General features: G+C 49.4%; 19 protein-coding genes and 2 tRNA genes. 13 read left to right on the top strand and 8 right to left on the bottom strand.

The genetic code is table 11. The features are described 5' to 3' along the window. Nucleotides 1–21 precede the first annotated feature (21 nt). The 3 genes from B5P39_RS13040 (at nucleotide 22) to B5P39_RS13030 (ending at nucleotide 7,833) form a co-directional block, all read left to right on the top strand. On the top strand, nucleotides 22–1,416 hold the full coding sequence (locus tag B5P39_RS13040; RefSeq protein ID WP_011627270.1) for a PhoH family protein: 1,395 nt from the start codon (nucleotides 22–24) through the stop codon (nucleotides 1,414–1,416). Nucleotides 1,417–1,635: 219 nt separating this feature from the next. Further along, nucleotides 1,636–5,346 carry a response regulator gene (locus B5P39_RS13035; RefSeq protein WP_088211797.1) on the top strand — a complete coding sequence of 1,237 codons (3,711 nt, stop codon included), beginning with the start codon at nucleotides 1,636–1,638 and terminating at the stop codon, nucleotides 5,344–5,346. Between the two features lie 84 nt (nucleotides 5,347–5,430). Next, complete coding sequence (locus B5P39_RS13030; protein WP_088211796.1) at nucleotides 5,431–7,833, top strand: zinc-dependent metalloprotease; 2,403 nt, start codon at nucleotides 5,431–5,433, stop codon at nucleotides 7,831–7,833. Nucleotides 7,834–7,873: 40 nt separating this feature from the next. On the opposite strand, the gene B5P39_RS13025 is transcribed toward B5P39_RS13030, so the two are convergent. After that, the gene (locus B5P39_RS13025) at nucleotides 7,874–9,682 is read right to left on the bottom strand and encodes a protein kinase domain-containing protein (protein WP_011715773.1); all 1,809 of its coding nucleotides are present in this window, start codon (nucleotides 9,680–9,682) and stop codon (nucleotides 7,874–7,876) included. A 247-nt stretch (nucleotides 9,683–9,929) separates the two neighbouring features. On the opposite strand from B5P39_RS13025, the gene B5P39_RS13020 reads away from it, so the two are divergent. After that, nucleotides 9,930–10,268, top strand: coding sequence for a hypothetical protein (locus B5P39_RS13020; RefSeq protein ID WP_011715774.1), 339 nt, complete (start codon nucleotides 9,930–9,932; stop codon nucleotides 10,266–10,268). 107 nt (nucleotides 10,269–10,375) lie between these two features. Beyond that, the gene (locus B5P39_RS13015) at nucleotides 10,376–11,032 is read left to right on the top strand and encodes a thiopurine S-methyltransferase (RefSeq protein WP_088211795.1); all 657 of its coding nucleotides are present in this window, start codon (nucleotides 10,376–10,378) and stop codon (nucleotides 11,030–11,032) included. A gap of 199 nt (nucleotides 11,033–11,231) precedes the next feature. Here the strand turns inward: B5P39_RS13015 and B5P39_RS13010 are convergent, their stop codons facing one another. After that, nucleotides 11,232–11,423 (bottom strand): bacterioferritin-associated ferredoxin, encoded by a 192-nt coding sequence (locus B5P39_RS13010; protein ID WP_011715776.1) that lies wholly within the window; start codon nucleotides 11,421–11,423, stop codon nucleotides 11,232–11,234. A gap of 248 nt (nucleotides 11,424–11,671) precedes the next feature. On the opposite strand from B5P39_RS13010, the gene B5P39_RS13005 reads away from it, so the two are divergent. Further along, nucleotides 11,672–13,246: a methyl-accepting chemotaxis protein gene (locus tag B5P39_RS13005; RefSeq protein WP_088211794.1), complete on the top strand. Its 1,575-nt coding sequence runs from the start codon at nucleotides 11,672–11,674 to the stop codon at nucleotides 13,244–13,246. Between the two features lie 142 nt (nucleotides 13,247–13,388). On the opposite strand, the gene B5P39_RS13000 is transcribed toward B5P39_RS13005, so the two are convergent. After that, complete coding sequence (locus B5P39_RS13000) at nucleotides 13,389–14,321, bottom strand: D-2-hydroxyacid dehydrogenase (RefSeq protein WP_088211793.1); 933 nt, start codon at nucleotides 14,319–14,321, stop codon at nucleotides 13,389–13,391. A gap of 90 nt (nucleotides 14,322–14,411) precedes the next feature. On the opposite strand from B5P39_RS13000, the gene B5P39_RS12995 reads away from it, so the two are divergent. Beyond that, a complete protein-coding gene (locus B5P39_RS12995; RefSeq protein ID WP_011621386.1) occupies nucleotides 14,412–14,747 on the top strand; it encodes a DUF3392 domain-containing protein in 336 nt (111 codons plus the stop codon). Nucleotides 14,748–14,770: 23 nt separating this feature from the next. Here B5P39_RS12995 and B5P39_RS12990 read toward each other — a convergent pair whose 3' ends face one another. The 5 genes from B5P39_RS12990 to rsgA form a co-directional block, all read right to left on the bottom strand. Further along, nucleotides 14,771–15,493, bottom strand: coding sequence for a glycerophosphodiester phosphodiesterase (locus B5P39_RS12990; RefSeq protein ID WP_088211792.1), 723 nt, complete (start codon nucleotides 15,491–15,493; stop codon nucleotides 14,771–14,773). A 15-nt stretch (nucleotides 15,494–15,508) separates the two neighbouring features. Beyond that, nucleotides 15,509–18,712 carry a mechanosensitive ion channel domain-containing protein gene (locus tag B5P39_RS12985; RefSeq protein ID WP_088211791.1) on the bottom strand — a complete coding sequence of 1,068 codons (3,204 nt, stop codon included), beginning with the start codon at nucleotides 18,710–18,712 and terminating at the stop codon, nucleotides 15,509–15,511. A gap of 68 nt (nucleotides 18,713–18,780) precedes the next feature. Further along, nucleotides 18,781–19,665, bottom strand: a complete 885-nt coding sequence (locus B5P39_RS12980; protein WP_088211790.1) for a DMT family transporter — start codon at nucleotides 19,663–19,665, stop codon at nucleotides 18,781–18,783. Between the two features lie 14 nt (nucleotides 19,666–19,679). Further along, nucleotides 19,680–20,558, bottom strand: coding sequence for an archaetidylserine decarboxylase (asd, locus tag B5P39_RS12975; RefSeq protein WP_011627258.1), 879 nt, complete (start codon nucleotides 20,556–20,558; stop codon nucleotides 19,680–19,682). An 80-nt stretch (nucleotides 20,559–20,638) separates the two neighbouring features. Continuing rightward, entirely contained in the window at nucleotides 20,639–21,703 is a 1,065-nt protein-coding gene (rsgA, locus tag B5P39_RS12970) for a small ribosomal subunit biogenesis GTPase RsgA (protein WP_088211789.1), read from the bottom strand. A 112-nt stretch (nucleotides 21,704–21,815) separates the two neighbouring features. Here rsgA and orn point away from each other — a divergent pair, with 112 nt between their 5' ends. The 6 genes from orn (at nucleotide 21,816) to tsaE (ending at nucleotide 26,031) form a co-directional block, all read left to right on the top strand. Then, nucleotides 21,816–22,361, top strand: a complete 546-nt coding sequence (orn, locus tag B5P39_RS12965) for an oligoribonuclease (RefSeq protein WP_086902935.1) — start codon at nucleotides 21,816–21,818, stop codon at nucleotides 22,359–22,361. A 116-nt stretch (nucleotides 22,362–22,477) separates the two neighbouring features. Beyond that, nucleotides 22,478–22,553, top strand: a tRNA-Gly gene (locus B5P39_RS12960). 123 nt (nucleotides 22,554–22,676) lie between these two features. Next, nucleotides 22,677–22,752: transfer RNA gene (locus B5P39_RS12955), tRNA-Gly, on the top strand. A 541-nt stretch (nucleotides 22,753–23,293) separates the two neighbouring features. Further along, nucleotides 23,294–23,749, top strand: coding sequence for a hypothetical protein (locus tag B5P39_RS12950; RefSeq protein ID WP_011621393.1), 456 nt, complete (start codon nucleotides 23,294–23,296; stop codon nucleotides 23,747–23,749). 244 nt (nucleotides 23,750–23,993) lie between these two features. Beyond that, nucleotides 23,994–25,493: an NAD(P)H-hydrate dehydratase gene (locus tag B5P39_RS12945; protein WP_088211788.1), complete on the top strand. Its 1,500-nt coding sequence runs from the start codon at nucleotides 23,994–23,996 to the stop codon at nucleotides 25,491–25,493. Between the two features lie 79 nt (nucleotides 25,494–25,572). Then, the gene (gene tsaE / locus B5P39_RS12940) at nucleotides 25,573–26,031 is read left to right on the top strand and encodes a tRNA (adenosine(37)-N6)-threonylcarbamoyltransferase complex ATPase subunit type 1 TsaE (protein WP_011621395.1); all 459 of its coding nucleotides are present in this window, start codon (nucleotides 25,573–25,575) and stop codon (nucleotides 26,029–26,031) included. Nucleotides 26,032–26,039: the final 8 nt, after the last annotated feature.

Here is a 26,039-nt window from a genome sequence, read left to right as displayed (position 1 = left end):
ATCGAGCACTCTGGAGGCGCCATGGAACAAGACGACAGAAAGTTGTTTGTACTGGATACCAATGTGTTACTACATGAACCTTTGGCGATCTATTCGTTTAAAGAGCACGATGTGGTCATTCCGATGACAGTGCTAGAAGAGCTAGACCAGATTAAAGATCGAAAGAGTGATGTGAGTCGGGATGCTAGGGTCGCCATACGGGCACTGGAAGATACCCTAGGCGGTGATACAACACCGGAACAAATCATTAATGGTGTCCCTTTACCGAGTCGAGAAGGGCATGCCGATGCGATAGGGGCGCTGTCTATTTTCCCTGACCATCTTGTCGATTTTACCCTAGGCGCCCTGCCGGGGGATGGCAACGATAACCGCATTATCAACACAGCTCTGCACCTGCAAAACCTCCACCATCCACGTACTGTGGTGTTAGTCACTAAAGATATCAATATGCGTCTTAAGGCCAAGGGCGCGGGTATTCAATTGGTTGAGGATTATCGGACCGACCAGCTGATCGATGATATTCGTTTCCTCAGCAAGGGCTTTTATCAATTCGAAGGAAATTTCTGGGAGCACTTAAACAAGGTATCCACCGAGCGCCACGGTCGACATACGATTCACGAAGTCCCACTGAAAGATTTAGACAACGAACCTTTCTACATTAACCAGTATCTGATTGATACCGAATCTGATTTTTGTGGCCGCGTCACTGAGCGTAGCGATACCCATCTGCATATTTTAGATCTGGGCCGCGAACGCTTAAAAAACCTCGAGGCTTGGGGAGTAAAACCTAAGAATGTTTACCAAGGTATGGCGTTGCAGGCGCTGCTCGATCCCGATATCGATCTGGTGATCTTAACGGGGCCAGCGGGTTGCGGTAAAACCTTATTGGCAATGGCGGCGGCGCTTGAGCTGGTGGTGGAGCGCAATCGCTACGATAAGGTGATTGTGACTCGTAATACGCCGGAAATTGCTGAATCGATAGGTTTTTTACCCGGCACCGAAGAAGAGAAGATGATGCCATGGCTGGCGGCGATTACCGATACCTTAGAAGTGCTGCATAAGAATGATGTGAATCCGACCGGCAGTTTGAACTACATCATGGAGAAGGCGAATATCCAATTTAAGTCGATCAACTTTATGCGCGGTCGCTCGATCCAAAACTCCATCGTGCTCTTGGATGAATGTCAAAACCTGACTGCATCGCAGATCAAAACCATGATCACTCGGATGGGCGAAGGCACAAAATTGATTTGTTGCGGTAACTTAGCGCAGATCGATTCGAACTATCTCACCGCGGTGACCTCGGGGTTAACCTACATAGTGGAACGTTTTAAAGACTTTGAAGGCAGCGCTAACCTGTACTTGAATGGGGTGGTGCGTTCACGCTTGGCCGAATACGCCGAAGAACATCTCTAACTATTTACTTTATTGTTACAAAAGGTCTCACTCGTGGGACCTTTGTTTTTACGCATTTCTATGTTTTTCAATTAACTAATCATAGACTTTGACAGCCTTCGTACGGCAATTATTTGATGCGACTCGGGGTTTCTTCCTGCTAATATATGAAGCCATAAATGAACTCAGTCACTTTTGCCACCGATGGCTAAAATCAAGCGCTGCAATCAAGGGTAGTGGATGAAATCGAGTGAGCCGGATCTCCAGCTAAAATCGCCGATCCAAAAGAATTATAACCGTGCTGTTTTTTATACTTATATCGGCGTGATTGTCCTGTCGTTGCTGACGGCATGGATGTTTTTCGATCGCCAAAAAACTCAGCAGATGGATCAGCGTGAAGAGCAGGTCGAGCGTCACGTATTGCAAATCGATTTGCTGTTGGAGTCGAGCATCCGCGCGGTGAAGAGTTTGCGGGATGTGGCCGTGGATCACCTGCGCTTAGGTGAGCTGGTGCGTAAAGAGCGTTTACCTCAATACGGCAAATTTAACGAGAGTGGTCAGTATTTTACCTTAGAGCCTAACTACGCCAAGGGCGGTAAACCCTTTACCAACATGGGGCGGATCACGGGCGCGGGTTCCCTCGATGGTCGCAGCGATAAGTTCTACCAAGAGCTGGAAATGCTGTTTGAATTGTCACTGTCTTTCCCTGTCGCGAAGGAAGCCGCACCTAAAGCCTCGGCGATTTATTATTTATCGCGTCAGCGGATGATGTCCTACTTCCCTTGGACCAACGGTGATCAGCGTTTTAGGGACGAGCTACTCAATAAGAAACAATTCCAATACGCCACCCCGGCGATGAACCCGCAGCGCAGCGTGTTTTGGAGTGAGGCCTACGTCGATTCGACGGGCAAAGGCTTGCTGACCACCTTAGGTGTGCCCGTTTATCTCGACGATGAGTTTATGGGCTCAATTAACCTCGATATGACCTTGGCCTCATTGGCGCGGCAAATTCGGGTGTACTTCAAGATGCCGGGGACGGTGATCCTACTCGATCAGCAGAACAATATTTTGTCCCACAGTGACTTCGATGGCTCTGATATCAATCGGGTGTACCACATCAGTCAGCGCATTCCGTCTGAGCTGCATTCGCTCCCCGAGTCCGAATTGTTCGATGCCCACGAAGGCATTATTCGCAACGGTTACTATATTCACTCGGTCGCGCTGCATAACGCGCCGTGGCGCTTGTTGTATCTGCAGAATGAAGACGACCTGTTCCAAGATTCGGTCGAAAAACTGCAACTGACCTTTATCCTCGTAGTCATCGCCCTGTCGGTGCTGGTGACCATAGTGCACTGGCAAACGCGCCGCTCCTTCGTGAGCCCTGCATCGCGCCTATTGTCGCACTTAGAGGGCTGCTCCCAGGAGCCGCGTAAACCGCCAGAAAAGATCACTCCTGGGTGGGAGCCTTGGTTCCTGCTGGTGAGCCGCATTTTTGAGGAAAACAAGCAATATACCCATCATTTGGCCGAGCAAAATAAGCGACTCGACAAACTGGTCGCGCGCCGTACCGAGCGGTTAAAAGATGCGACCGAACGCCGCGAGCGTGAGTATGCGTTGCTTCGATCCTTACTCGACTCCATCCCAGAAGCTATTGTCTTTAAAGATAAAGAAGGCAATTACCTCGGCTGTAACAAGGCCGCCGAGCGTATGCTGGGCTACACCGAAAGCGAGATGATCGGTCTGTCGTCGGAGGATTTAACCTCGCCAGAAATGGGCATTCGTATTCGCGCCGAGGATGAGCAGATCTTAAAAGATCGCACGCCGCTGCGTTATCAAGAGAAGGTCGAGTTAGCGGGCAAGCCTGTATTGCTCGATACTCTTAAACTGCCTTTCTATAACCGCCGTGGCGAGCTACAAGGCTTGATTGCCGTGTGGCGCGATGTGACGCGTGAGTACGAGTCCGCCGAGCAGTTGCGTTTGTCTGAGGAGCGTTACCATTTAGCCATGGACGCGGTGGAAGACGGTCTGTGGGACTGGTATCTGGATTCGGAGCATATTATTTGCAACCCATCCTACTATTCGATGCTGGGGTATAAACCCAATGAATTCCCTGCGTTAGTATCGGCAATCGATCAACTGACGCACCCCGACGATAGAATTCGGGTCGAAGAATACCGTAATCAGTATCTGCAAAATCCCGTCGATGCCTATGAGATCGAGTTTAGGATTTTAGGCAAAAACGGCAGTTATCACTGGGTGCTTTCCCGCGGTCGGGTGGTGGAGTTTACCGCCGATGGTCAGCCTAAGCGTATGGTCGGTACCCATAAGGACATTACGCGCCATAAGAGCAACGAAGTGGCACTGCTTGAGGCGAAGCAGGACGCGGAACTGGCAAACCTGTATAAGAGTGAATTCTTGGCGAATATGAGCCACGAAATCCGCACTCCAATGAACGCCATTATCGGCATGTTGCAGTTAGCGCAGCGCACCTCGTTAACGGCGCAGCAGAAGGATTACCTCGAAAAAGCCGGGTTCTCGGCGCAGTCATTACTGCGGATTATTAACGATATTCTCGACTTCTCTAAGATTGAGGCAGGCAAGTTAGAGTTGGAGCGGGTGCCGTTCCCACTGGATAAAGTGCTCGACCATGCCCTCGATCTCAACGCGCTTAAGGCGCAGGAGCAAGGCGTTGAGTTATTACTGTATGCGCCAGTAACGGCAGGCCTCATTCTTAAGGGCGACCCACTTCGCTTAGGCCAAGTGCTGATCAACCTGTTATCGAATGCAGTGAAGTTTACCCAATCCGGTGAGATTGAACTGGGTTGCGAAGATGTCGGCGAGCGCGACCATCGAATTACCTTAAAATTTTGGGTGCGGGATACGGGGATTGGGATCAGTAAAGATCAGCAGGAAAAACTGTTCGATGCCTTTGCCCAGGCCGATGGTTCGACGACCCGTAAGTACGGTGGCACGGGATTAGGTTTATCGATCAGTAAGCATTTGGTCTCCATGATGGGTGGCAAGATGCAGGTGCAGAGTGAGTTAGGCGTTGGCAGTACCTTCAGCTTTACAATCAGCTTTGAGATTGCCGAAGAGGCCAAGGTTGAGCCCTTAGTGGTGCCTGAAAAACTCAATAATTTACGCACACTTGTGGTGGATGATAACCCGACGGCGCTGCAAATTTATTCGGCATTGATGCGCGATTTCCACTTCGAGGTGGATACTGCTGCAAGCGGCGCCGAGGCGCTGTATAAGTTGTCGCGGGATCCTATTGATTTATTATTGCTCGACTGGATGATGCCAGAGATGGATGGTGGCGATGTGATCACTGCCATCGATACCATGGTGGCCGAAGGCCGCATCGCGAAACGGCCCATTATCATCATGATGACCGCCTATGCGGCGGAACCTTTACAGCACGAAGTCGACAGTGCCAATGTGTTTGCCGTGTTGCAAAAACCCTTTAAGGCATCGAGTCTGTTCGATGAAATTATCGCCGCCTTTGCCGATGAACCAAGGCTCAATGTGGTGCAGCCGATTGCCGAAGTGCCTGTCGAAGAGGGCGAACACACAGGGCTTGTGCTCTTGGTGGAAGATAACTTTATCAACCAACAGGTGGCGACTGAGCTGCTAAAGAGCGCGGGATACGAAGTCGTGGTGGCCGGGAATGGTCAAATTGCCCTTGATATTATCGACTCGCGCCCCTTCGATGCGGTATTAATGGATATTCAAATGCCAGTGATGGATGGTTTAACCGCGGCGCGGGCACTGCGTGAACGCTTTAGTGCCGATGTGCTACCTATTATCGCCATGACGGCCCATGCGATGTCAGGCGATCGGGAAAAGAGTCTCGCGGCGGGGATGAATGCCCATATTACTAAGCCGATAGTGTTAACTGAGCTGTTTGAAACCTTATCGCATTGGATAAAACACAAGAATAATCATCATTAATTGTTTGCCCGGGGCCAATGATGGCCCCGCGTGGTTTAGATTTTGTGTAACATGACCACGTAGACAGCCCTATCAGGAGGAAAGATGAAACCCCATAGCCTAGCCCTTGCCATCCTACTCTTAGGTTTACCCACACTCAGCGTTGCTGCGAATTTACCGAGCACTAAAGTCGTTAAGCAGAGCCAAGCCGCTAAGGGATTTCTTAATCTTTACTATGAGCCAAGCGAGGGCGAGTTATACCTCGAGGTGAGCCGCTTAAATCAACCCTTTCTCTTGGTGACTAGCCTGCCAGAAGGGGTCGGTTCTAACGATATCGGTCTCGACCGTGGTCAATTAGGTCAAACCCGCATGGTGCAGTTTGAGCGCCAAGGTCCCTATATCCAGCTTAAACAGCTGAACACTCAGTATCGCGCCAATACTCAAGATGCGGCCGAAAAGCGCGCCGTGAATGAGGCCTTTGCCGATTCAGTATTGTGGCAGGGCAAATTGCTCGACGGTAAGCCAGATATGGTGGCGATTAGCGAGCTGGTGCTCAATGATTTACACGGTGTTGCCAGCGTACTGCAACACACTGGGCAGGGGAGTTATCGCCTCGATTTAACCCGCTCGGCGATTTTACCCGCCGGGGTGAAATCCTTCGAAAAGAATAGCGATGTGGATGTGCAGCTTACCTTCAAAGCCGATGCGGCGGGTGAGCAAGTGGCTAAGGTCACGCCCGATGGCACTTTAATGTCGGTGCGGATGCGCTATTCCTTTGTCGAACTGCCCGAGGAAGGCTACCAAGCACGCGCCTATCATCCCATGAGCGGCTATTTATCCGATGAGTATCGCGACTATGCCACGCCGTTTTCGGCGCCACTGGTGCAACGGTTTATTTTGCGCCACCGCCTGCAAAAGGTGAATCCTGGCCCTGCGCCCAGCGAAGTGGTTAAGCCCATCACTTATTACCTCGACCCTGGCGTACCAGAGCCTATCCGCTCGGCGCTGCTTGATGGCGCACGCTGGTGGGAAACGGCCTTCACCCAAGCGGGATTTATCAACGGCTTTAAAGTTGAACTCTTGCCGCCCGATGCCGATCCGCAGGATATTCGCTACAACATGATCCAGTGGGTACACCGCGCTACGCGTGGATGGTCCTACGGCGCGGCGCTAACCGATCCGCGCACCGGTGAAATCATCAAAGGCCAAGTGACCTTAGGTAGCTTGCGGGTGCGCCAAGATTACTTAATTGCCAAAGGCTTAACCGCAGGCTGGCGTGATAGAAGCGCCGCCGAGCAAGCGGCTAATGACTTAGCCTTAGCGCGTATTCGCCAGCTCGCCGCCCATGAGGTCGGCCATACCTTAGGCTTAGATCATAACTTTGCCGCCTCGACCAATCAGGATGCCTCTGTGATGGATTATCCCCATCCTAAGATCCTGCTGAAAGGTAATGACATTGATATATCAGCACCCTATGGCGTAGGTGTCGGACCATGGGATAACTTTGCTATCGCGTACGGCTATAGCGATGAAGGCGATGCCACCGCTCAGCATGCGCTGCAAAATCAGTTGCTTGCCGAAGTGGCCCGCAAAGGGCTGCGCTATATTGGCGAAGCCGATTCGCGCCAGAAGGATGCCAGCCAAGCCTATGCCAGCCTATGGGATAGCGGCGATGACCCTATCGCGCAGCTACTGGATTTGAACCGTATTCGCGCTAAGGCCATCGAAGGTTTTAGCAGTACAGCACTGTTGCCGGGTGAGCCACTAGGTGAGCTAGCCGATGCCTTTGTGCCTATCTATTTACTTAGCCGTTACCAAATCGATGCGGTCAGTAAGTTTATTGGCGGCACAGACTACAACTATCTCTCCGTCGGCGAGGGCGCTCGCTGGAGCTATATCGCGCCGCAGTTACAATTGTCGGCCCTCGATGCGTTGCTCAGCACCTTAGATGCGGCCAGCTTAACGGTTCCGCAAACCTTACTCGATACGCTGGTGCCTAAAGCGGGTAATTATCAAGCGACGCGGGAGTCCTTCGAATCAGGGCTTGGGGTGGTGAGCGATCCCCTCGGCATGGCGGAAGTGTTAGCGCGTCATACCGTGGGTCAGATGCTGATGCCGCAGCGCTTAAATCGCGTCAGCCAAGGGGCGATGGCGGATAATGAGCAGCTCTCGGTCGAAACCTTACTCAATAAGCTGTTTGCCGCGACCCTTTATCAAGAAGATAAACTCGCTCTGATTGAAGGTGTGTGGATGCGGGTGAATGCGGTGGTGATTGATGAACTCTTGTCTGCCTATCACGATCCGCAAACCTCGGCAGAGGTGAAGGCGGCTATTTACGAACGCGCCCAATTCGTGATGAAACAGCTTAAAGCCAAAGCCAATCGCGCGAATGCCAAGGTGGCCTCCCACTACACTTGGTTGCAACAGGGGCTGAGTGCAGGGCTGACGGATGCTAACAGCAAACTGATCCCTAACCCCTTGAAACTGCCACCGGGTTCACCTATCTAGGCTTAGTTTTCAGCATCATAGGCGCTAACGAGGTGAGTCGTTATGCGCCTATTTCTTTTGGGTTTCTAGGATAAAAATGTTCGGCTTTACGCTCAATATGGGTAAAGCGGCGAGTATTTTTATAGGGCAGTTTCATAAAGCCCGAGACCCCATGGCCTTGAATTTTACCAACATAATGCAAAATGCGGTCGAGGCTGGCGCGAAACGCCGCCTGTTTGCGCGGGTTGAGCAGTTTTAAGTAACTGTGGATCTTTAAGTGATTCGGCAGGGCCTCAAAAATGATGCAGCCCGTGTGATGGATCTGGTTGATACGCGCCAATTCTTCCATGATTTCACTCGGTAATTCGAGGTTTTCGTCCGGATCCTTACCGTCTTCAAAGTAAGAGTGCAGCCGCGATTTATCTTCGAGGGTCGGCACATCTCCGACTTCGAAGGGCAGTTGCAAATCAGCGCTGGCGACAAAGGGTTCGCTGGTGTTTTCGCGCTCGATATGCAGCGTATCCCGAGCGTTAAAGAAGCAGGCCTTAAACACCCCGATACGCTTAATTCCCCGCGCGAGCGTCACCATATTATTGACGGCGATGATGAGGGCACTCTTTTGTTTAGCATCGTAAATGGCGAGGTTGGAGTCGATAAACACGCCGGTTTCTTGCCAATGGATGGCAAGGCCGCCCACTATGGGGTATTGGCCGAGGCGACCCACGGCGGCGATAAAACCTTTTTCAGTATCGCCCATGCCGGCTAAGAAGTTGCGATAGTATTTTTCGAGCTGAATGTCATCCATCTTAGCGATGGGATCCTGCGCGTTATGTTCCTTTAAAAAGGATTTGCGCGAGCTGTAACTGACGGTTTCGACATCTTTTTCGCGGGATTGCACCCAAACGGGGATTTCGCCCAGCAGTTCGGTTTTGGGCAGCTCGGGTAAATGGATTCTATGGCTGTGGCGCATGCTTTTGAGAAAATAATCCCCCGCCAGATTGCGCTGCACGGCATCGCTACTGAGCATGCCTTCCAAGGTGCGCGCCAACTCCATGGGTAAGCCTATGCTGGTGGGCGGGATAACCTGTGCGCCGAAGCGACTCGCCTGTCCAGAGGCCAAGGCATACAAGGTCGCCGCCACGCCTTGCTCGTCGAAACGCGGGCTGGAGAGCGCGCCATTTAGCTGCTCTTCACCGATAAAATATACGTCTCCCATGCGGGCATTGGTGTGCTGCTGATCGCTCGACATCAATGTCATCACATTGTCTTCGACGGCCTTGTTATGTTCATCCCGTTGTGCGAATACGGCAGAGCCCCAGTCGATAAGGGATAAGTGCTGACTTTCAATATCATAGACAAGGTTTGAAGGCTTAATGTCGCCATGCACTAAGGGTTTACCCGTGCGCAGATAGTAGAGAATATCGGCCAGTTGGCGGGCAATGCTCATCACCATGGCGGGGGGCAGGGCGCCTAAGCGGCGGCAAAGCTGCTCGAGATCTTCGCCCTTAGCCCGCTCCATCACTAAGATCCCTTGTTTACCGACCCGCTCAAATTTGATCGCCCCCGGAATGTTGGGGTGTTTGAGCAAGGACAGCATAAAGGCTTCTTCCTCTAAGCGGTCTTGAATGTGCTGCGGCAAATTAATTCTTGAGAATTTAAATACATGGGCTTCGTCGGCTTGGTTGATTCCCGCAAACACAAAGCCATAAGCGCCCTTACCGATAAACTCAATGTCTCGATAACCCAACTTACTTAACTGTTGTTTACATAAACGGATCCACGCCTTGTGCTTACGGGCATCGTTGGCTTTGAGCAAGTAAATAGATTGCTCTTCGGAAATGTAAAAATGTTGTAGTTGGGGTGTTTGCAATGCGCGACTCCTTGTTTTGGTTATTTAAACAGTAAGCGAGGCAGATAAGCAAATCGGCGTTGGAGGCTGTGACTGGTGTTGCCTGCGATAAACTTGTGATTTTTAGGGCTTACCTATCCCATCATTTCGTCGCTGACTTTGATTTATATCAAGTTAAATCGTATGGAGTCTAGGTAATCTTAAGCACATTGGATGGGATACATTTTTGTTAAATTTCCCGTGGACAAAGTGGATGAAAGGAGGGCATATGCCCGCCCCTGATAAGGCTTTATTGATCGAGTTGTTAGAGTTTCCGCGTAAGCGAATTTTGCAGTCAATGGAAGTGACCCATTGTCCACATGCGGTATTTTTTAATGATCGCGATGAGCAGTGTCTCACTTGCCACCAAGGCATGGAATGTATTTGGATGAACCAGAACGATGAGCTGGTAGCTGTCGAGCAAAAATCCGTCGCCGAACTTAAGCAGCAGTTGCTGATTGCCGTCGACTTTATCGACTCTTCCTTAAGCCCGCACCATTTGTCGCGCCGCCAATGCCAGTGTGACAATTGCGTTTGGCTGCGCCGGGTACAAACGGCATTGGCTTAGTCATTAACTGTTTACATCTCTATGATTAACTTACGGTATCTGAGATTTTGCATCCACCCGGGAATGCCATTAGAGTAAGGATAACTTTAGTCATTTGAGATATACCTATGGAACCCGGTTTTTGGCATGAGAAGTGGCAGCAACAGCTGATTGGTTTTCACCAGCAAGATATCAATCCCTTTCTCGTAAAGTATTGGCATACCTTGGCATTGCCCGCCGAGGCGCAAGTCTTTGTTCCCCTGTGTGGCAAATCTTTAGATATGTGCTTTTTAGCCGAGCAGGGGCATCAAGTGATTGGTTGTGAGTTAAATGAACTCGCAGTGCAGCAGTTTTTCGAAGAAAACCAATTGCCTATGCAGCAAAGCGCGCTGGGTGAGCATCAGCATTATCACACCGAGCAGGTCAGTTTATATCAAGGGGATATCTTCACTTTACCTGCGTCTATTACGGCGCAAGTGAGTGGTTTTTATGATCGCGCCGCCTTGATAGCTTGGCCTGAGAGCATGCGGGCGCAATACGCCAAGCAATTAGCGCAGTTATTGCCACAGGGCAGCGTAGGTTTATTAGTGACTCTCGATTACCCGCAGGAGGTCTTAAGTGGGCCGCCTTTTGCGGTGTCGCCGACTTGGGTGGAGACACATTTAAGTGACGATTTTGACATCCAACTCTTGGATTGTCAGGACGTGCTTGCGGACAACCCAAGGTTTGTTAAGAAAGAAGTTCCTTGGCTGAATGAAGCGGCTTATCTATTAAGACGCAGATAATCAGATTGCATCCCATTGAGCTCAAAGCATTTATGCTTTTGGGCTGAGTGGGATGTGTCATTAAGGGGTCATAAGATTATCGCAAAATAGGGGTATGCGCTGAGATTTGCGGTAGCCCCATGAAGGCGAGTGCCTCGCTCAAGGAGCAAGAATTGAAATACAGATGTAGTTTGACAGAAAAAGAGCAGGAGGCTCGAAGTTAAGCCACTTCGTAGTAATTAGGTTCAATTTCTAATTGGTTCTGAATAATTTGTACGGCCATTCTGGCGCACTTACCGCATTGATCGGCAACGCCTAAACGCTTTTTAACGTCAGCAAGGCTAGAGTCGCCCTGACTTACCGCGTTTTTGATTTGCGTATCTGTGATGGCATGGCAGAGACAAACGTACATTTTTTCGACTCCAAAACGAATTGAGCTAATTCTAAATGAAAACGCTTATCAAATGCAATCCTAATGGTGTACTTGTTGTGTTGGTTATCTATTTTGTTACTCATCGCACATTTTCTAGGCTATGCTCAGAGTTCTGGAGGCGGGAAAAGGAGAGATGATTTTAGCGGTAATGGATCATTGGACACGGTCAAGGATGGATAACTCATGGACGATGGAATAATAAATTCACAATAAATCCAAGGGTTATCATGAGAAAGAATTTACCAGTCACACAGCGGGAATACGATTATCCAGCGGATTGGATTTTGTTGTCGACGACCGACACTAAAAGTCATATTACCTATGCCAATCCCTCATTTTGTACCGTTGCGGGATATGAGCTCAGTGCCATGTTGGGCCAGCCCCACAATATGGTGCGTCACCCCGATATGCCACCCCAAGCTTTTGAAGATCTTTGGAAAACAATCCGTAAGGGCGAGCCTTGGAAAGGCATTGTCAAAAACCGCTGCGCCAATGGTGACCATTATTGGGTCGATGCCTATGTGTCGCCGATTGTGGTGAATGGTCAGGTGGCCGAGTTTCAGTCGGTACGTACTAAACCCAGCCGTGAACAGATCAACAGAGCTGAAGCGGCCTACGCCGAGTTAAATAAAAACGGTCAAGTTAAGGCGCTAAAACGCACCTTAGAGATGCCGACTAAGTTGGCGTTACTCGCCTTAGTTGCTCTGTTGCCCATGTTGTATTTGGCGCTGCAGATTGGAGTGGTGGGATTTGTGGCACTTGCCATTAGTGCACTCGCGTTGTTTATCGGTGGCAATCTGATCCTAGGCCGTTATCGCACTCTGGTCGCTAAAGCGAAGAAAATCTACGACAACCCTTTGATGGCACACATTTATACGGGGCAATCCGACGATTTAGGGGCTATCGATCTCGCGCTGCAAATGCAAAATTCTGAGCTTAAATCCGTGCTTGGCCGCGCGCGCGATTCCTGCGATAACGTCAGTCAGCAAGCGAAAATCTCTGCGGCGAAAGGTGAAGAAATTCAAGGGACAAGCCAGTCACAACTGGCCGAGATTGAACAAGTGGCCACGGCCATGCAACAGATGACGGCAACCCTTGGGGATATGTCCTCAAATTGCGCCGATGCGGCGAGTGCGTCACAGATGGCGTCACAGCAGACAATCAACGGCGATAAAACCGTTGTCAGTACTATTCAGTCGATTCAGGCGATGGCGCAGCAGTTACAGGAAACCTCGCAGGTGATCACTGAGTTAGAAGGGCATAGCCGGGATATAGGCAGAGTGCTGGATGTGATCCAAGGTATTGCCGAGCAAACGAACTTACTGGCGCTCAACGCTGCGATTGAAGCGGCGCGGGCGGGCGAACAGGGGCGGGGCTTTGCCGTGGTTGCCGATGAGGTGCGGGCGTTAGCGCAGCGTACCCATGATGCCACCAAAGAAATCCACACTATGATCAACCTGTTGCAGCAAGGTACTCACAAGGCGGTGCGCAGCATGCAAGAGGGCGTGGATGCGGCTGGCGAATGTATTACCACGGCGGATCTTGCAGGCGCTGCGCTGCGTACCATACGTGAAGCGATCACTACCATTACCGATATGACCCACCATATTGCCAGTGCGGTGGAGGAGCAGTCGAGCGTAGCGAATGAGATGAACCGCAGTGTGGTGAATGTGTCGCAATTTACCCATTCCAGCCATCAACTTGGTTGCGAAATGGTGAGCCTTAATGATGAAGTGATAGGCGAGATGAACTCCCATACTGTGTTAGTCGGACAATTTTTAAAGCGCAGTTTTAAAGTTTAACCTTTGTCGCAATCGTGAGTGACTTAATTAGATAGTAGCTAAATTAGAAAGTGGCTTAATCAAAAGGCAATCATGCACTGATTGCCTTTTGTTTTTGCCTGAGTGACTGTAGGGATTCGTTATCTTTAACTATTCATCCCAACTAATAGCCCTGAATAAAATCGACCTGATTTTGTAGCGGTTCTGCTGCGATATAGCGGCGATAGTTATCGCTAAAAATACGCACGATTTGCTCTGGATGACTCGGCGCCGAGATATGGGGCGTGATGATGGCGTTGGGTCTTTCCCAAATCGGATGACTCGCAGGAAGCGGCTCCTGCGTGAACACATCGAGAATGGCTTGCTGCGCAGGATGCGCAATCAACTGAGTATTGAGGGCATCGAGGTCGAGCACATCACCACGGCCCACATTCACTAAAATCGCATCGGCTTTGAGTTTGGCGAGCATGTCTGCATTTAGCAGCAAACGTGTGTCTGGGGTGCTGGGCAGTAAATTGGTGACTACATCGCTTTGGCTTAAGCATGGCGCGAGCTGCGAGAGCGGCTGGATCGCATCAAAGCCTTCGACCTCCCGGCCGCTGCGGTTTATCCCTGTAACATGCATGCCAAAGTGCTTGGCGGTTTTGGCTACATGCTGGGCGATGGAGCCTGTGCCTAGGAGTAATAATCGCATCCCTTGTAAGCTGCTACGTGCAGCACTTTGCACTTGCCAAGATTTTTGCCTTTGCTGCGCTTGGTAGAACTGGTGTCCTCGCACGTGGGCGAGCAGATAACCAAACAGATACTCACTCATCAAGGGGCCGAAAATACCTTTAATGTTAGTGAGTTGATAATCTTTTCTCGCACTAGGCCCCATTAGGGCATCAATGCCAGCAAAACTGGATTGCAGCCATTTTAGCTGTTTGGCATGGGGCAGCAGCGGCGCGGCAAGCTTAGGTTCGGCAAGCCAAATGTTGGCCTCTGCAATATTCGCGGGATTATCATCGAGCAACTCAAGCCCTGGCAACTGCTGCGCCTCAATGAGCTGGCGATACTGTTCATTCGCCTTGGTCAGTAAGAGTAACTTGTGCCCCATGTCGTCTCCCTTTATGCTTGGTTGTCGTTATTTTTCAATACGCTGCTGTAGTTGTTTTGATTTTGCAGCGTCATTTTAGGTTGAGTGATTATGTTTGATCAGTTAGTCGCCATTATTGGCCATTTAGGAAATATGCTTCGTCCTTGGTCCTTCGATATCGCCACGGCCATGGTCGTGTGTTTGATTTTAGTGTTTTCAGCCGATGTGAATCGTATCCTTAGACGGCATTTACTGGGCCATTCGTTTATCCTGCGAACCTTTGTTTTTATTATTGTGAATGCCTTTGGCTACGGACTGCTGATCGTCAAAGCTACGCCTTGGGTGGCAAGGCAAATCGTTGCCATGCCATCCCATTGGATGTTCTTGCTAATCGTCGCCATGTTTATTTTTATCGGCTATTGGGCGCAGCGAAATAGCCAAGCCTGAGCCGTTAAATCCGCGCTAAGGGATTATTCGAAGTAGCCGCAGTAATCCGTATTGGTGGGTTGTAATAGGGCCTGCATGGCGCGGTCGGGGTAATTGCTAAAGATCCCATCGACACCCAACTGCTTAAGGGCATGGATATCATCGCGATGATCGACAGTGTAAACATACACCTTAGCGCCCCGCTGGTGGGCGTCATCCACTAGGGCCTTGCTGATAAAACTCACATCTAAATGCAGGGAATAGGCGTTTAGCTCGCTCACCACCGCTGCACCATCGAGGGGAATACTGGCAAGCAAGGGGGCCACTAATGCCTGTGGCAGCGCCTGTTTGACTTGTTGTAAATAGGGATGATTGAAGGATGAAATCAACAATTGCTCCGCGCTGAAACCCAGTTCGGCAATCGCCTTAGGATAAAGCGCGAGTAGCGGGGCTACTGTATTCACCCCTTTCAGTTCGATGTTGATTGTGGCGCGGCCACCAACCAGTTCGAGCACTTGCCAGAGCGTGGGAATGGGCTCGCCTTTGACTGTGACTGTGTCCAAATACCCTTTATTGACCAAATGGATGATGCCTTGGCCCGAGCTTTTACTGTCGAGTCTGCGGTCGTGAAATACCACTAACTCACCTTCGACATTATGCACATCCAGCTCAATGGCTGTGGCGCCTAACTCAATGGCCTTAGCCATGGCGGCTAAGGTATTTTCCGCCACATAACCGCTGGCACCACGGTGAGCAAAAATAAGCATCTGATTTTCGTCCTATTAACTGCGGATTATGCCGACCTGATCGCGAGTCTGGCCATTTTTAAGATGGATTTCCATTTGCGGATAGGCGAGTTCTAAATTGTTTTCTTTAAGCTTACGGGTAATGCGTTTATGCAGATCGTGGCGCAGCGGCCAACGGGCCGACATCTCTTTTGCATAGGCACGCACTTCGTAATCTTGGGTATGTTTACCAAAGCCTGCAAACCAGACTTCTGGCTCTGGATTAGGCAGCGCATCTTCGCATTCCTGCACCGCTTGGTACAGCGTCGCCTCGACTTTGGCCGGATCCGAATCGCGGGCAACCGACACATGCACTATCACCCGGGTGATGGGATCCGACAGTGACCAGTTAATCAATTGCTCGGTAATAAAGGCCTTGTTCGGAATGATAATTTCCTTTCTGTCCCAGTCGATAATGGTGGTGGCACGGATCTGGATTTTACTCACGGTTCCCGTCAGATCGCGGATCGTCACCGTATCGCCAATACGCACTGGTTTCTCGAACAGAATAATCAGGCCCGAGATAAAGTTGGCAAAAATCTCCTGCAAACCAAAACCTAGACCCAGTGACAAGGCGGCAATCAACCATTGTAGTTTTGACCATTCCATCCCGAGATTCGAAAAGCCAATCAGCAGGCCTAAAAACACCACTAAATAACGGCTTACAGTGGTGATAGCAAAGCCTGTGCCGGGTGTTAAATCGAGCCGTTGTAAGATCATCAGCTCGAGCAGACCGGGTAAATTGGTCGCAATCATCAGTGAGAAGCCAACGATGACTAAGCCTAATAACAGCGATTTCATGGTGATAGGCAGCTGCTGCTCAACGCCATTGACGCTGGTATTGGTAGTCCAGAGAGTGATGCCATCTAAGAAGGAAAATAGCGCAGTATGGGTTTGCGTCCACAGGCCAATCAAGCTAGCTAAAAACGCCAATAGCAATAGGGAGCGCACTAAGCCGAGGGACTGACTCGAAATAGTTTCAAGGTCGACCACAGGCTCTTCGTAGGTATCTAGGCCATCGCTAGAAACATGGTGAGTCTCGCCCTTTTCCCGCTGCGCTAACCGTTCGGCCCGCTTGGCCTTGGCGCGATCGAAGGCAATGCGGCGGCGCTCGATGAGCATCCAACGTTTAATTAATTGATAAAGCAGTAAGAAACTTAATCCCAATACGATGGACAGTTGTAACTGCAACAGCATTTGGAAGGCGGTGAAGTAGTAACCCCTAAAGGCAAGTACGGCACTGAGTAGCGGGACCGAAATCAGCAATGCCCAGAGCATTTTTTGCAGCAGTCGTTTGTTTTTACCATCCTTTTGAGTGTCGCTATTCTGGCGGCTTAGCACCAAGATATCCTTGTATAACAAGAATAACACCACGCAAAAACAGATAAATGCACCGCGGCCAATACTATTACGGATAAGGGATGCGTCGAGGACTTCGGTAAAGCCCATAATGCCGAGCAGGGGGCTGGCGACAAACACAAAGTGTTTGAGCCTGAGCTGGCCTGCTTGGATGAGTTTTGAGGGGCGTTTGAAGTGGCCGACTAAGACCCCTTTGTCGAGGGCGAGAATAAATATCAAACGATACAATAGGTAAACTAATCCTATCGCTAAAATCCCCATGCCGACGGCTTGCACAAAGTTACGTTCGGATTGATAGAAAATCCACCCTGCCGCGACTATGGGTAGCGGTTTGATCAGGGCATAACCTAGGCTGAGGACTAAGGATTTAAAGGTGTAGATAAATTTATCCTGCGTCACATTACCCACGTAGGTGACATAGTGGGTGAGTAAGCGTTTGAACTTAGGCCGGATTAAATCTTGGATTACTAAGCAGAGCACTAACAGGATGATCCACCATGACCAATAGTCATTTTGCTCCTGCCAGGCTTTACCCAATTGTCCCCACTGCGCCTCTTGCACTAACCACAGGGCGCTGCGCTGCAAGTCGGTGAGCCAGAGTTTATTGATGCTCGCGGCGTTGGGCACCCAAAACAGGTGCTCGTTGAGGGTGTTTTTTAAGGTCAGATGCTGCTGACTAAGTTGCTGATAATTGACTTTGAGTTTGCCGAGCTCACTCAAATATTGGTCATAACTCTGCATCAACTGCGTCAGCAGCGCCTGTTGTGATCGCAGTAGTTTAATCTGCCCCTCGTTGTAGAGGTTGGTCTGCTCTAACTCTTGCTCGTTAAGTGCCTGTTGTTGCTCGAGGTGGTATCTATCGAGGCGAGCATCGGCGATCAGCGTTTGCAGCTTCTCATGGTTTGGCGGCTTAGGCAGAGATTGCAGCATCTGCAAAAAACGCTCGCCAAAGGCGGAGTTCATTTTGACCCAAGTGATTTGCTCTTGGATATTCGCTAACTGCTTGGCTTGGGATTGATATTGTAGCTCGGCCTGCTCTTGCTGCTCAACCACGTTGTTGATTTGCAAGGTTAAGGTTTGGAGTTTTTGGCCGTAAATCTGGTTAGTGTCGGCAATATTGCGGGTCACAGGATCCACGACCTTGGCGGTATCGACTAAATTCTTCGCCAAGGTTGCATCGGTTTGTTGCTGACGCTGTTTATTCATCGCCTTATTGATGGTTTCAATAAAGGCTTCTTGCTGGCTTAATTGTTGGCGAACCAATTGTAACTGTAGCTGGGTGAGTTCGATGCGCTTTTGGCTGCTGGCAAGCTCGGCCTCATTGGTGGCTAGGCTTTGCTCGAAGAAAACTCGTTGCGTTTGCTGTAACTCGCCAGCTGGCGTGTCCAGCGGGGCTAATTCGGTTTTCTTATTTTGCAGCACATTCTGCCTAGCGTTGGCGATGACGGAGGGCAGCAGATTGTGGCGCTGTAACAGTTCGCTGACTTGATTACCGAGGGCGGTTTCGCTCTCTTTTAATTCCGACAGCCGTAAATAAGCCATCGAGGCTTGCTGGTTTAGATCTGTTCCTTTATACAGCTTTAAGGGCTTAGCGGCCTCTTTTAAGCCGTGGTCGATGACCTTTTTGTTTTCTTCAAAATCGAGCTGCGCCTGCTGAAAACTGCTCGCATTCGCTGCCAGTCTGTCGATGTTGTTTTTAAGCTCAACAATTTGATCGTCAATGCTAATATTTTGTTGCTGATTTTGGTTGTTTAGGCCAAGGCGCTTGTCCAATTGCAGTGGCGAATTGGCATGGAGAGAAAAAGACAAAAAAGCAATAACGAACAATAAAATACGTGGCATATAAGCAAAAGCAATTAGGGGCGAAAGACGCACCCATCTTAGCCAACTTAGGCCAAGATTGGTATGTTTCAGACGTTCTTTTTTCGCCGTTGTGACTGGTGGGATTGATGGGTTTCGAAGATGGCGGTGGCGACTATGATGGTTCCGCCTATCAGGGTGTTGAGATTCAGTGCTTCGCCTAAGATCACTAATGCCAACATGGCTCCGTAGAAGGGTTGTAGGCAGGAGACTAACCCCACGGTTTTAGCGCTTAATTGGCGTAATGCCGAGGTGAATAAGGCATGGGGCGCGGCGGTAAACACCACTCCGAGCAGCACTATCAAGCCCCAAGTCTCGAGGGAGATAGTCTGTAACTCGGTTTGATGCCAAGGCATAAGAAACACTGCCGCCACTAAGGTCTGATAAAACATGGCGTGGGGGCCGCTATATTGGGAAAAATAGCGTTTTTGCAGCAGGTTACGGGCGGTAAATAACATCGCCGAGACAATCCCGACCGCAATCCCTAGGGTTGTATCATTGCCAAGATTGGCTTCGGGGATCAATAGCACCACGCCTATCAGCACTAAAACACCGCTGATAATATCCATCAGTTTGATTTTATTGCCTGTTAATAACGGCTCGGCAATGACTGTCATCACCGGATAGGTGAAGAAGGCAATCATACCTATGGCGACTGATGAGAGTTGCATCGCGGCAAAGTAGGTGACCCAGTGTAAGCTGACTATCACACCTAAGCCGATAGCAACCAGATAATCCTGTTTGCTGGCAAGGCTTAAGTATTTACCGCGGAATTTGATGAGTAATGCCAACACCAAGGCCGCGACCACACATCGTAAGAAGGTGATATCGAGTGCGCTTAAGGGGATTAACTTTGAAAACAAAGCTGTGCCGCCAAACATCAGCACAGCTAAGTGTAATTCGATTAATCCCGAAGGTTTAGCGGTCTGGCTCAATTGGGGCGCCGTAATTAGTCGGCTGACGCCTGATTTTTCAGATTTGCAAAGGCTTGACCCATACGCGTGACGGCTTCGGGTTCAACGCCTTCGGCGAAGGTGTCGATAGCATCTTTAGCAAACAGCATGACGACGGTACTGCCAAGCTTGAAGCGGCCCATTTCTTCGCCTTTATCTAAAGTAATGGCGTCTGGTCCTACCGTTGGGTATTCCCACGTGAAGACTTGCTTGCCCGTTGGCGGCGTAATAGTGCCTGCCCAAACGGTTTCGATGCTAGCCACAATGGTCGCACCCACTAATACCATGGCTAGCGGGCCAAGTTCGGTTTCAAAAATCGCCACAACACGTTCGTTGCGGGCAAACAGGCCTGGCACATGGCGTGCCGTTAAGGGGTTAACGGAAAATAACTCGCCCGGTACATAGGTCATCTTTGACAGTGTGCCCTTAATCGGCATATGGATGCGGTGATAATCCTTGGGAGCCAGATAAATGGTCGCAAAATCCCCACCTTCGAAGCGTTTGGCATCTTCGGCTTGGTCGCCCAGCAGAGTGAGTGAAGAATAGTGATGGCCTTTAGCTTGGAAAATACGACCATCCTTGATGGGGCCGAGTTGGCTGACGGCGCCATCCACTGGGTGCACCATGATGTTGGCCGCAGTATTAATTGGGCGAATACCAGGCTTAAGTGCGCGGGTAAAAAAGTCGTTGAAGCTTTTATAGGCTTCGGGTTCGCTTTGAGCCGCTTCGCTCATATCGATTTTATATTGCTTGATAAACCATTTAATCGCGGCAGTCGTTAATGCGCCAGCTTCGGAAGCGGCAAGTTTACCGACTAAGCGAGATAACAGGTGCTTTGGCAGCATGTACTGCAGCGCAATTTTAACTTTATCCAATTTATGTTCCTTTCCTTTATGTTGCTCAACTTCGGCTGAGACTTGTTTTACGTTAATTTTATGCGAGGCGATGGCGTTAATTATTCATCGCTTTGGGCGCGAAAATGCCGTGCATGGCGCTGCTCATCTAGGCTTGCGATAATACGATGGTAGTTATTAAAGCGATCTTCGCTAATTTTACCCGCATCGACGGCGGCTTTTAAGGCGCAGCCCGGGTCATCACCATGCTTACAATCGCGGAATTTGCAGCCACCTAAAAAGTTTCTAAATTCGATAAAACACCAACCAACACGTTGGGCGGGTAAATGCCAGAGGGCAAATTCGCGCACACCGGGGGAATCAATTAAATCACCACCGCTGGGTAAATGCAGCAACTTAGCCGTGGTGGTAGTGTGTTGACCCAGCCCCGAGTTGTCGGAGACATCGCCCACCAATAATTCGGCTTCGGGCAGTAAGGCGTTGACCAGTGAAGATTTACCTACACCGGATTGGCCAGCAAATACGCTCACTTTATCTTTCAGCAAGGCTTTAATGGTATCTAACCCCTCGCCTAATTTACTGCTGACCTTATACACGGGATAACCTATGGCTTCGTAGCGCTTTAAGGCGGCTTCGATGGCGGGGGCTTCTTCTGGCGTTAGCAGATCGATTTTATTCAAAATGATGATCGGCGGAATATCCGTGTCTTCGGCCGCCACTAAGTAGCGGTCGATAATCTGGGTGGTAAAGCTAGGCAATACCGAAGACACAATCAAAATTTGGTCGATATTCGAGGCGATAATTTTCACGCCATCGTATAAGTCGGGGCGCGAGAGGGAAGAGCGTCTTGGGTGTACTGCTTCTACAATGCCAGCAATGCCACTGTTGGCTTGGGTTTCAATGGCGAGGCGTACAATCACTTTATCGCCGGTGACTAAGCTCTTAATGGTGCGGCGAATATTGCAGCGCACGATTTGGCCATCTTCGGTTTCAATATCGGCATGTTGGCCAAAGCGGGAGATCACGGTTCCGCTCTGTTCTGGGCCGAGTGAGCTATCCTGTAACTCAGGCGCATTTTTATCACCATTGTCACGATTGAGGCGTTTCTCGTGATTGGCGCGCATACGGCGTAATTGGCCTTGGCTTAGGGGTTTCTTTTTACTCACTGATTTGTCTTCGTCAATTAGATGATTTTTTGTGTCTGAAAAAAGCAGTATGATACACGCTCTTGAATAAAAAAGCCTGAATTTAGGCTAACTGACATGATAAGGCTGAATTATGGCGGCGGACGCGAATAATCTCATTTGGATCGATCTCGAAATGACAGGGTTAGAGCCCGATGTCGATAGAGTCATTGAAATTGCTACCTTAGTAACAGACCAAGAGCTCAATATTATCGGTCAGGGGCCTGTGATTGCTATTCATCAATCGGATGATGTGCTGGCGGCCATGGATGATTGGAACCAAAAACACCACGGTGAATCGGGTCTAATAGATAGAGTGCGTGCCAGCCAAGTGAATGAAGCACAAGCGGTTGCACAAACCATCGCATTTTTAGAGCAATATGTGCCTAAGGGCGCCTCGCCCATGTGTGGTAACAGCGTGGGTCAGGACCGTCGATTCTTAAATCGTTATATGCGTGAACTGGAGGACTACTTCCATTATCGCAATCTCGACGTGAGCACGGTAAAAGAGTTAGTGAAGCGTTGGAGCCCAGAAACCATGGCGGGTTTCAAAAAGCAAAATACTCACCAAGCGCTGCAAGATATCCAAGAGTCGATCGCGGAATTACAGTATTACCGCAGCAAAGTATTTAAAATTTGACCGATCAGCAGATAAATCTGCAAGAAGGGGTTGCAGCCGCATAAATTTTTCATATAATGCGGCCTCAACTTTTTGATGCGGACACGAAGCGCTGCTCATATAAGTGATTAGTGATTGCGACATTAGCTCAGTTGGTAGAGCGATACCTTGCCAAGGTATAGGTCATCGGTTCGAACCCGATATGTCGCTCCAAATACAAATTTAGTGATTCACCAAGTCATTAAATACAAAATTATGCGACATTAGCTCAGTTGATAAAGGTTAATAGACGATACCTTTGTGAATGTTGAAAGCGGATGTGACAGCGATAATTATGCGACATTAGCTCAGTTGGTAGAGCGATACCTTGCCAAGGTATAGGTCATCGGTTCGAACCCGATATGTCGCTCCAATTTTCTGAATCTCCCCATAATCAAGTTCTCAATTAGCATTAGCTAAGTTGTGGTTTTAATATTGCGATACCTTTCTTTTTCAAGGTATAGGTCATCAGTTCGAACCCGATATGTCGCTCCAATTTTTCTCGTAAGTTTCCCCATAAAATCTTCTCCATTTCAAACTGATATATCACAACTTACGTAGCGACTTAGTATGACTGTTTCGTTCTTGATTGTTCGAAGCGCTTTTTTAGCACTTCATCGCTGTAATTTATTAATCTTTGTTTGCACGGTTATTTTTAATACTAATGCGGTCAAGTGCTGCAGGATTTGCCTGCTCTGCGGCTGTTATCGCTGATGTTTTCTATTTTGTAAAAAATAAAACAGCAAGGTTAATGCGTGATCTGCGCCTTGTTTCTTCAAGATTTCCTAAATTAGGTGGCGTTGCGAAAGTTAAATTATGACCTTGTTCAAATATTCGCAACGCTTTTACTTACATAATGAATCCAGACAAAGTTAATAGCGCCAAGTAGTTGGCTTAACACTGGAGTGCATTATATGCGTATTCAACAATTGCGTGATTTACTTGAGTATGTGGCAAACTGCCGCTTAGATATGGCGCAACTCTATGGCCGACTGAACAATCAGGCCGATTCTGCCCGCGTGAAGATGATGCTGGAATATTTTGAGTCTCACCAAAAACATGTGGCTGAGAAATTGCGTGATTATATGGATGAGGCGCCGGTTAGAGTATTAGATACTTGGTATAAAGACTTTGTATTTGAAGACTTTACTAAGCGCTGCCAAGACACTATGTTGCCCGCCAACATGACCGAAGATGATGTGCTAAATCTGCACCTCGATTTAGAAAATCGACTGATTGGCTTATTGGAAAAAACCGTTAACTCAACGACTGCCGAAGATGCCCGCACTGCACTTGAGGGCCTAATCCGGGTAGAGAAAACTCAGCAGCAACGTCTGGTGCATAGCACGATTCGGATGGATGATATCTAGTCCGATACCGAATGACCTTTCAAAGCCAGCGCAATGCTGGCTTTGTTGTCTTTACCGGATGAGTATTTTTCACTTTGGACGCTTTTTGCATGGCAACTGATTTACGTCATAATTTTTTGGGGCGGTTTTTGCTACTTTCTTGATCTCATTGGTTGATTTGACCTTGTAATGCTTGGTTCTCACCAATAACAGGGTGTGTTAGGTGAGCAGTTCTTTTGATTATTTGTCGCGCAGGAGATCCTCTATGGCACAAGATTTATCGAGTTTACCCACGGCGCTTTATACGCAGCAGCAGGTGAGAACCGCCGAATTGCTCGCTGTTTCAGAAGGGGAAACCACTTTATATCAATTAGTTGAACGTGCTGGACGCGCGGCATTCGAGTGCTTCACTCAACAGCGTGAACGGCATCCTCAGCTTGAAGGAATGCCTTTACTCGTACTGGTGGGCAGCGGCAATAATGGCGCCGATGCGCTCGTTTGCGCGCGCCTAGCCTTAGAAGCAGGGCATCAGGTCAAGGTTTACTTGCTCAAGACTCAAGGCACTGTGGAGTTCGAGCAAGCACTTTCTGCCTATCTTAACCAGGGCGGTGTTATCGATTCCCCCAATATCGAAGCAATACAGCAGGCGCCAGTCATTATCGATGGGCTACTGGGCACAGGCGTACAGGGCGCCGTGCGTGAGGAATTGGCCGCACTGATCCATGCGGTCAATCAGAGTGACGCTTGGGTGCTGAGTTTAGATCTGCCTTCGGGGATTGATGCCGATACTGGTGTTGCCCTTCACGTCGCCGTGATGGCGGATGTCACTCTGTGCTTTGGAGGGTTAAAGCAGGGGCTTTTGACCAGTAAGGCGAGACACCACTGCGGCCATTTGACCTTTGCCGATCTGGGATTAACGCCTTTTTTCGATGCTGAAAGTGCAACGCGAGTCGGCGGTGAAATGTTAAAAAGCCATTTTGCCGCAAGAGCACGGGACAGCCACAAGGGGCAATCGGGCAAGGTAACACTGATCGGTGGTGATTTTGGTATGGCAGGAGCCATTCGCCTCGCCAGTGAAGCCTGTTTACGTGCGGGCGCCGGATTGGTGACTGTGATCAGCAGGCCTGAACATCAATTAACAGTGAATGTCTCGCGCCCCGAATTGATGTTTTGGGGTTGTGAGCTGGTCGATATGGAAGTCTATCTGCGCCTAGGTTGGGCACAGGTGGTGGTACTTGGCCCCGGTTTAGGAAAACACGACTGGGGTTATAACTTGTTTAAAGCCGCGGGCTTAAGTGATAAACCCTGTGTGCTCGATGCCGATGCTCTGAATCTATTGAGTCAAGAACCGCGCAGGCAAACTAACTGGGTACTCACGCCCCATCCTGGGGAAGCAGCGCGGCTCTTGGGATGCAGTGTCGCCGACATTGAGCAGGATAGATTTGCTGCCGTGCGTGCTCTGCAGCAAAAATATGGTGGTGTGGTGCTGCTCAAAGGTGCGGGTACAGTCATTTTTGATGGAAAACAGATGGTCGTTGCACCTGTTGGTAATCCGGGGCTTGCGAGTGGTGGGTGCGGCGATGTGTTATCTGGTATTATAGGCGCACTTATGGCTCAAGGAATGGATAACATGCAGGCGACCGTTGTTGGGGTTGTCGTTCATGGCTGCGCGGCGGATCTGGCTGCAGTGCAGGGTGAGCGGGGCATGTTAGCCAGCGATTTGATGCCTTTTATTCGCCAATTAGTAAATAGTGATTTACTCTAGGCGCTGTAAAACTTAAGCGCAGGACATTCCCGCGCTTAAGTTGCCTCCTCCATCCATAACAGCAGTGATAAAAGCGGAAATGACAGAGTTAACCTTTCAATTAAATAACGAAGACGAGACTATTGCAGTTGGGCAAAAATTGGCCCGCCATATTCAAGCGCCTTTGACTCTGTATTTGACGGGGGATTTAGGGGCGGGTAAAACCACTCTGAGCCGCGGGTTAATCCAAGGATTAGGGCATAAAGGAGCGGTAAAGAGCCCGACCTACACTTTAGTTGAACCTTATGAGCTAGACGGTGTCGAAGTTTATCATTTTGATTTGTATCGTTTAAACGATCCTGAAGAACTCGAGTTCATGGGGATCCGTGATTACTTTACCGATAGCAGCCTGTGCATTGTGGAATGGCCCGACAAAGGTCATGGACTCTTGCCCGATGCCGATATTCACCTGCATTTAAATTATGTTAACCAAGGACGTGAAATCCAAATTCGAGCCTTAACAGAATCAGGTAAAAAGCTATTAGCCGCAATAAAATAAAAACAAAG

This window comes from Shewanella sp. Shew256 (genome assembly GCF_002196695.1).
Lineage (GTDB): Bacteria > Pseudomonadota > Gammaproteobacteria > Enterobacterales > Shewanellaceae > Shewanella > Shewanella mangrovisoli.
Note: the sequence above shows the minus strand (reverse complement) of the source record. Positions and strands in the feature narration are given on the sequence as shown.

Coding starts and splice junctions, on each gene's coding strand:
- B5P39_RS13020 (WP_011715774.1), top strand. CDS start 9,930: ATGCCCGCCCCTGATAAGGCTTTATTGATCGAGTTGTTAGAGTTTCCG.
- B5P39_RS13030 (WP_088211796.1), top strand. CDS start 5,431: ATGAAACCCCATAGCCTAGCCCTTGCCATCCTACTCTTAGGTTTACCC.
- B5P39_RS13035 (WP_088211797.1), top strand. CDS start 1,636: ATGAAATCGAGTGAGCCGGATCTCCAGCTAAAATCGCCGATCCAAAAG.
- B5P39_RS13010 (WP_011715776.1), bottom strand. CDS start 11,423: ATGTACGTTTGTCTCTGCCATGCCATCACAGATACGCAAATCAAAAAC.
- orn (WP_086902935.1), top strand. CDS start 21,816: ATGGCGGCGGACGCGAATAATCTCATTTGGATCGATCTCGAAATGACA.
- B5P39_RS12990 (WP_088211792.1), bottom strand. CDS start 15,493: ATGCTTATTTTTGCTCACCGTGGTGCCAGCGGTTATGTGGCGGAAAAT.
- B5P39_RS13040 (WP_011627270.1), top strand. CDS start 22: ATGGAACAAGACGACAGAAAGTTGTTTGTACTGGATACCAATGTGTTA.
- B5P39_RS12985 (WP_088211791.1), bottom strand. CDS start 18,712: ATGCCACGTATTTTATTGTTCGTTATTGCTTTTTTGTCTTTTTCTCTC.
- B5P39_RS13005 (WP_088211794.1), top strand. CDS start 11,672: ATGAGAAAGAATTTACCAGTCACACAGCGGGAATACGATTATCCAGCG.
- B5P39_RS13015 (WP_088211795.1), top strand. CDS start 10,376: ATGGAACCCGGTTTTTGGCATGAGAAGTGGCAGCAACAGCTGATTGGT.
- B5P39_RS13000 (WP_088211793.1), bottom strand. CDS start 14,321: ATGGGGCACAAGTTACTCTTACTGACCAAGGCGAATGAACAGTATCGC.
- B5P39_RS12995 (WP_011621386.1), top strand. CDS start 14,412: ATGTTTGATCAGTTAGTCGCCATTATTGGCCATTTAGGAAATATGCTT.
- B5P39_RS12945 (WP_088211788.1), top strand. CDS start 23,994: ATGGCACAAGATTTATCGAGTTTACCCACGGCGCTTTATACGCAGCAG.
- tsaE (WP_011621395.1), top strand. CDS start 25,573: ATGACAGAGTTAACCTTTCAATTAAATAACGAAGACGAGACTATTGCA.
- B5P39_RS12950 (WP_011621393.1), top strand. CDS start 23,294: ATGCGTATTCAACAATTGCGTGATTTACTTGAGTATGTGGCAAACTGC.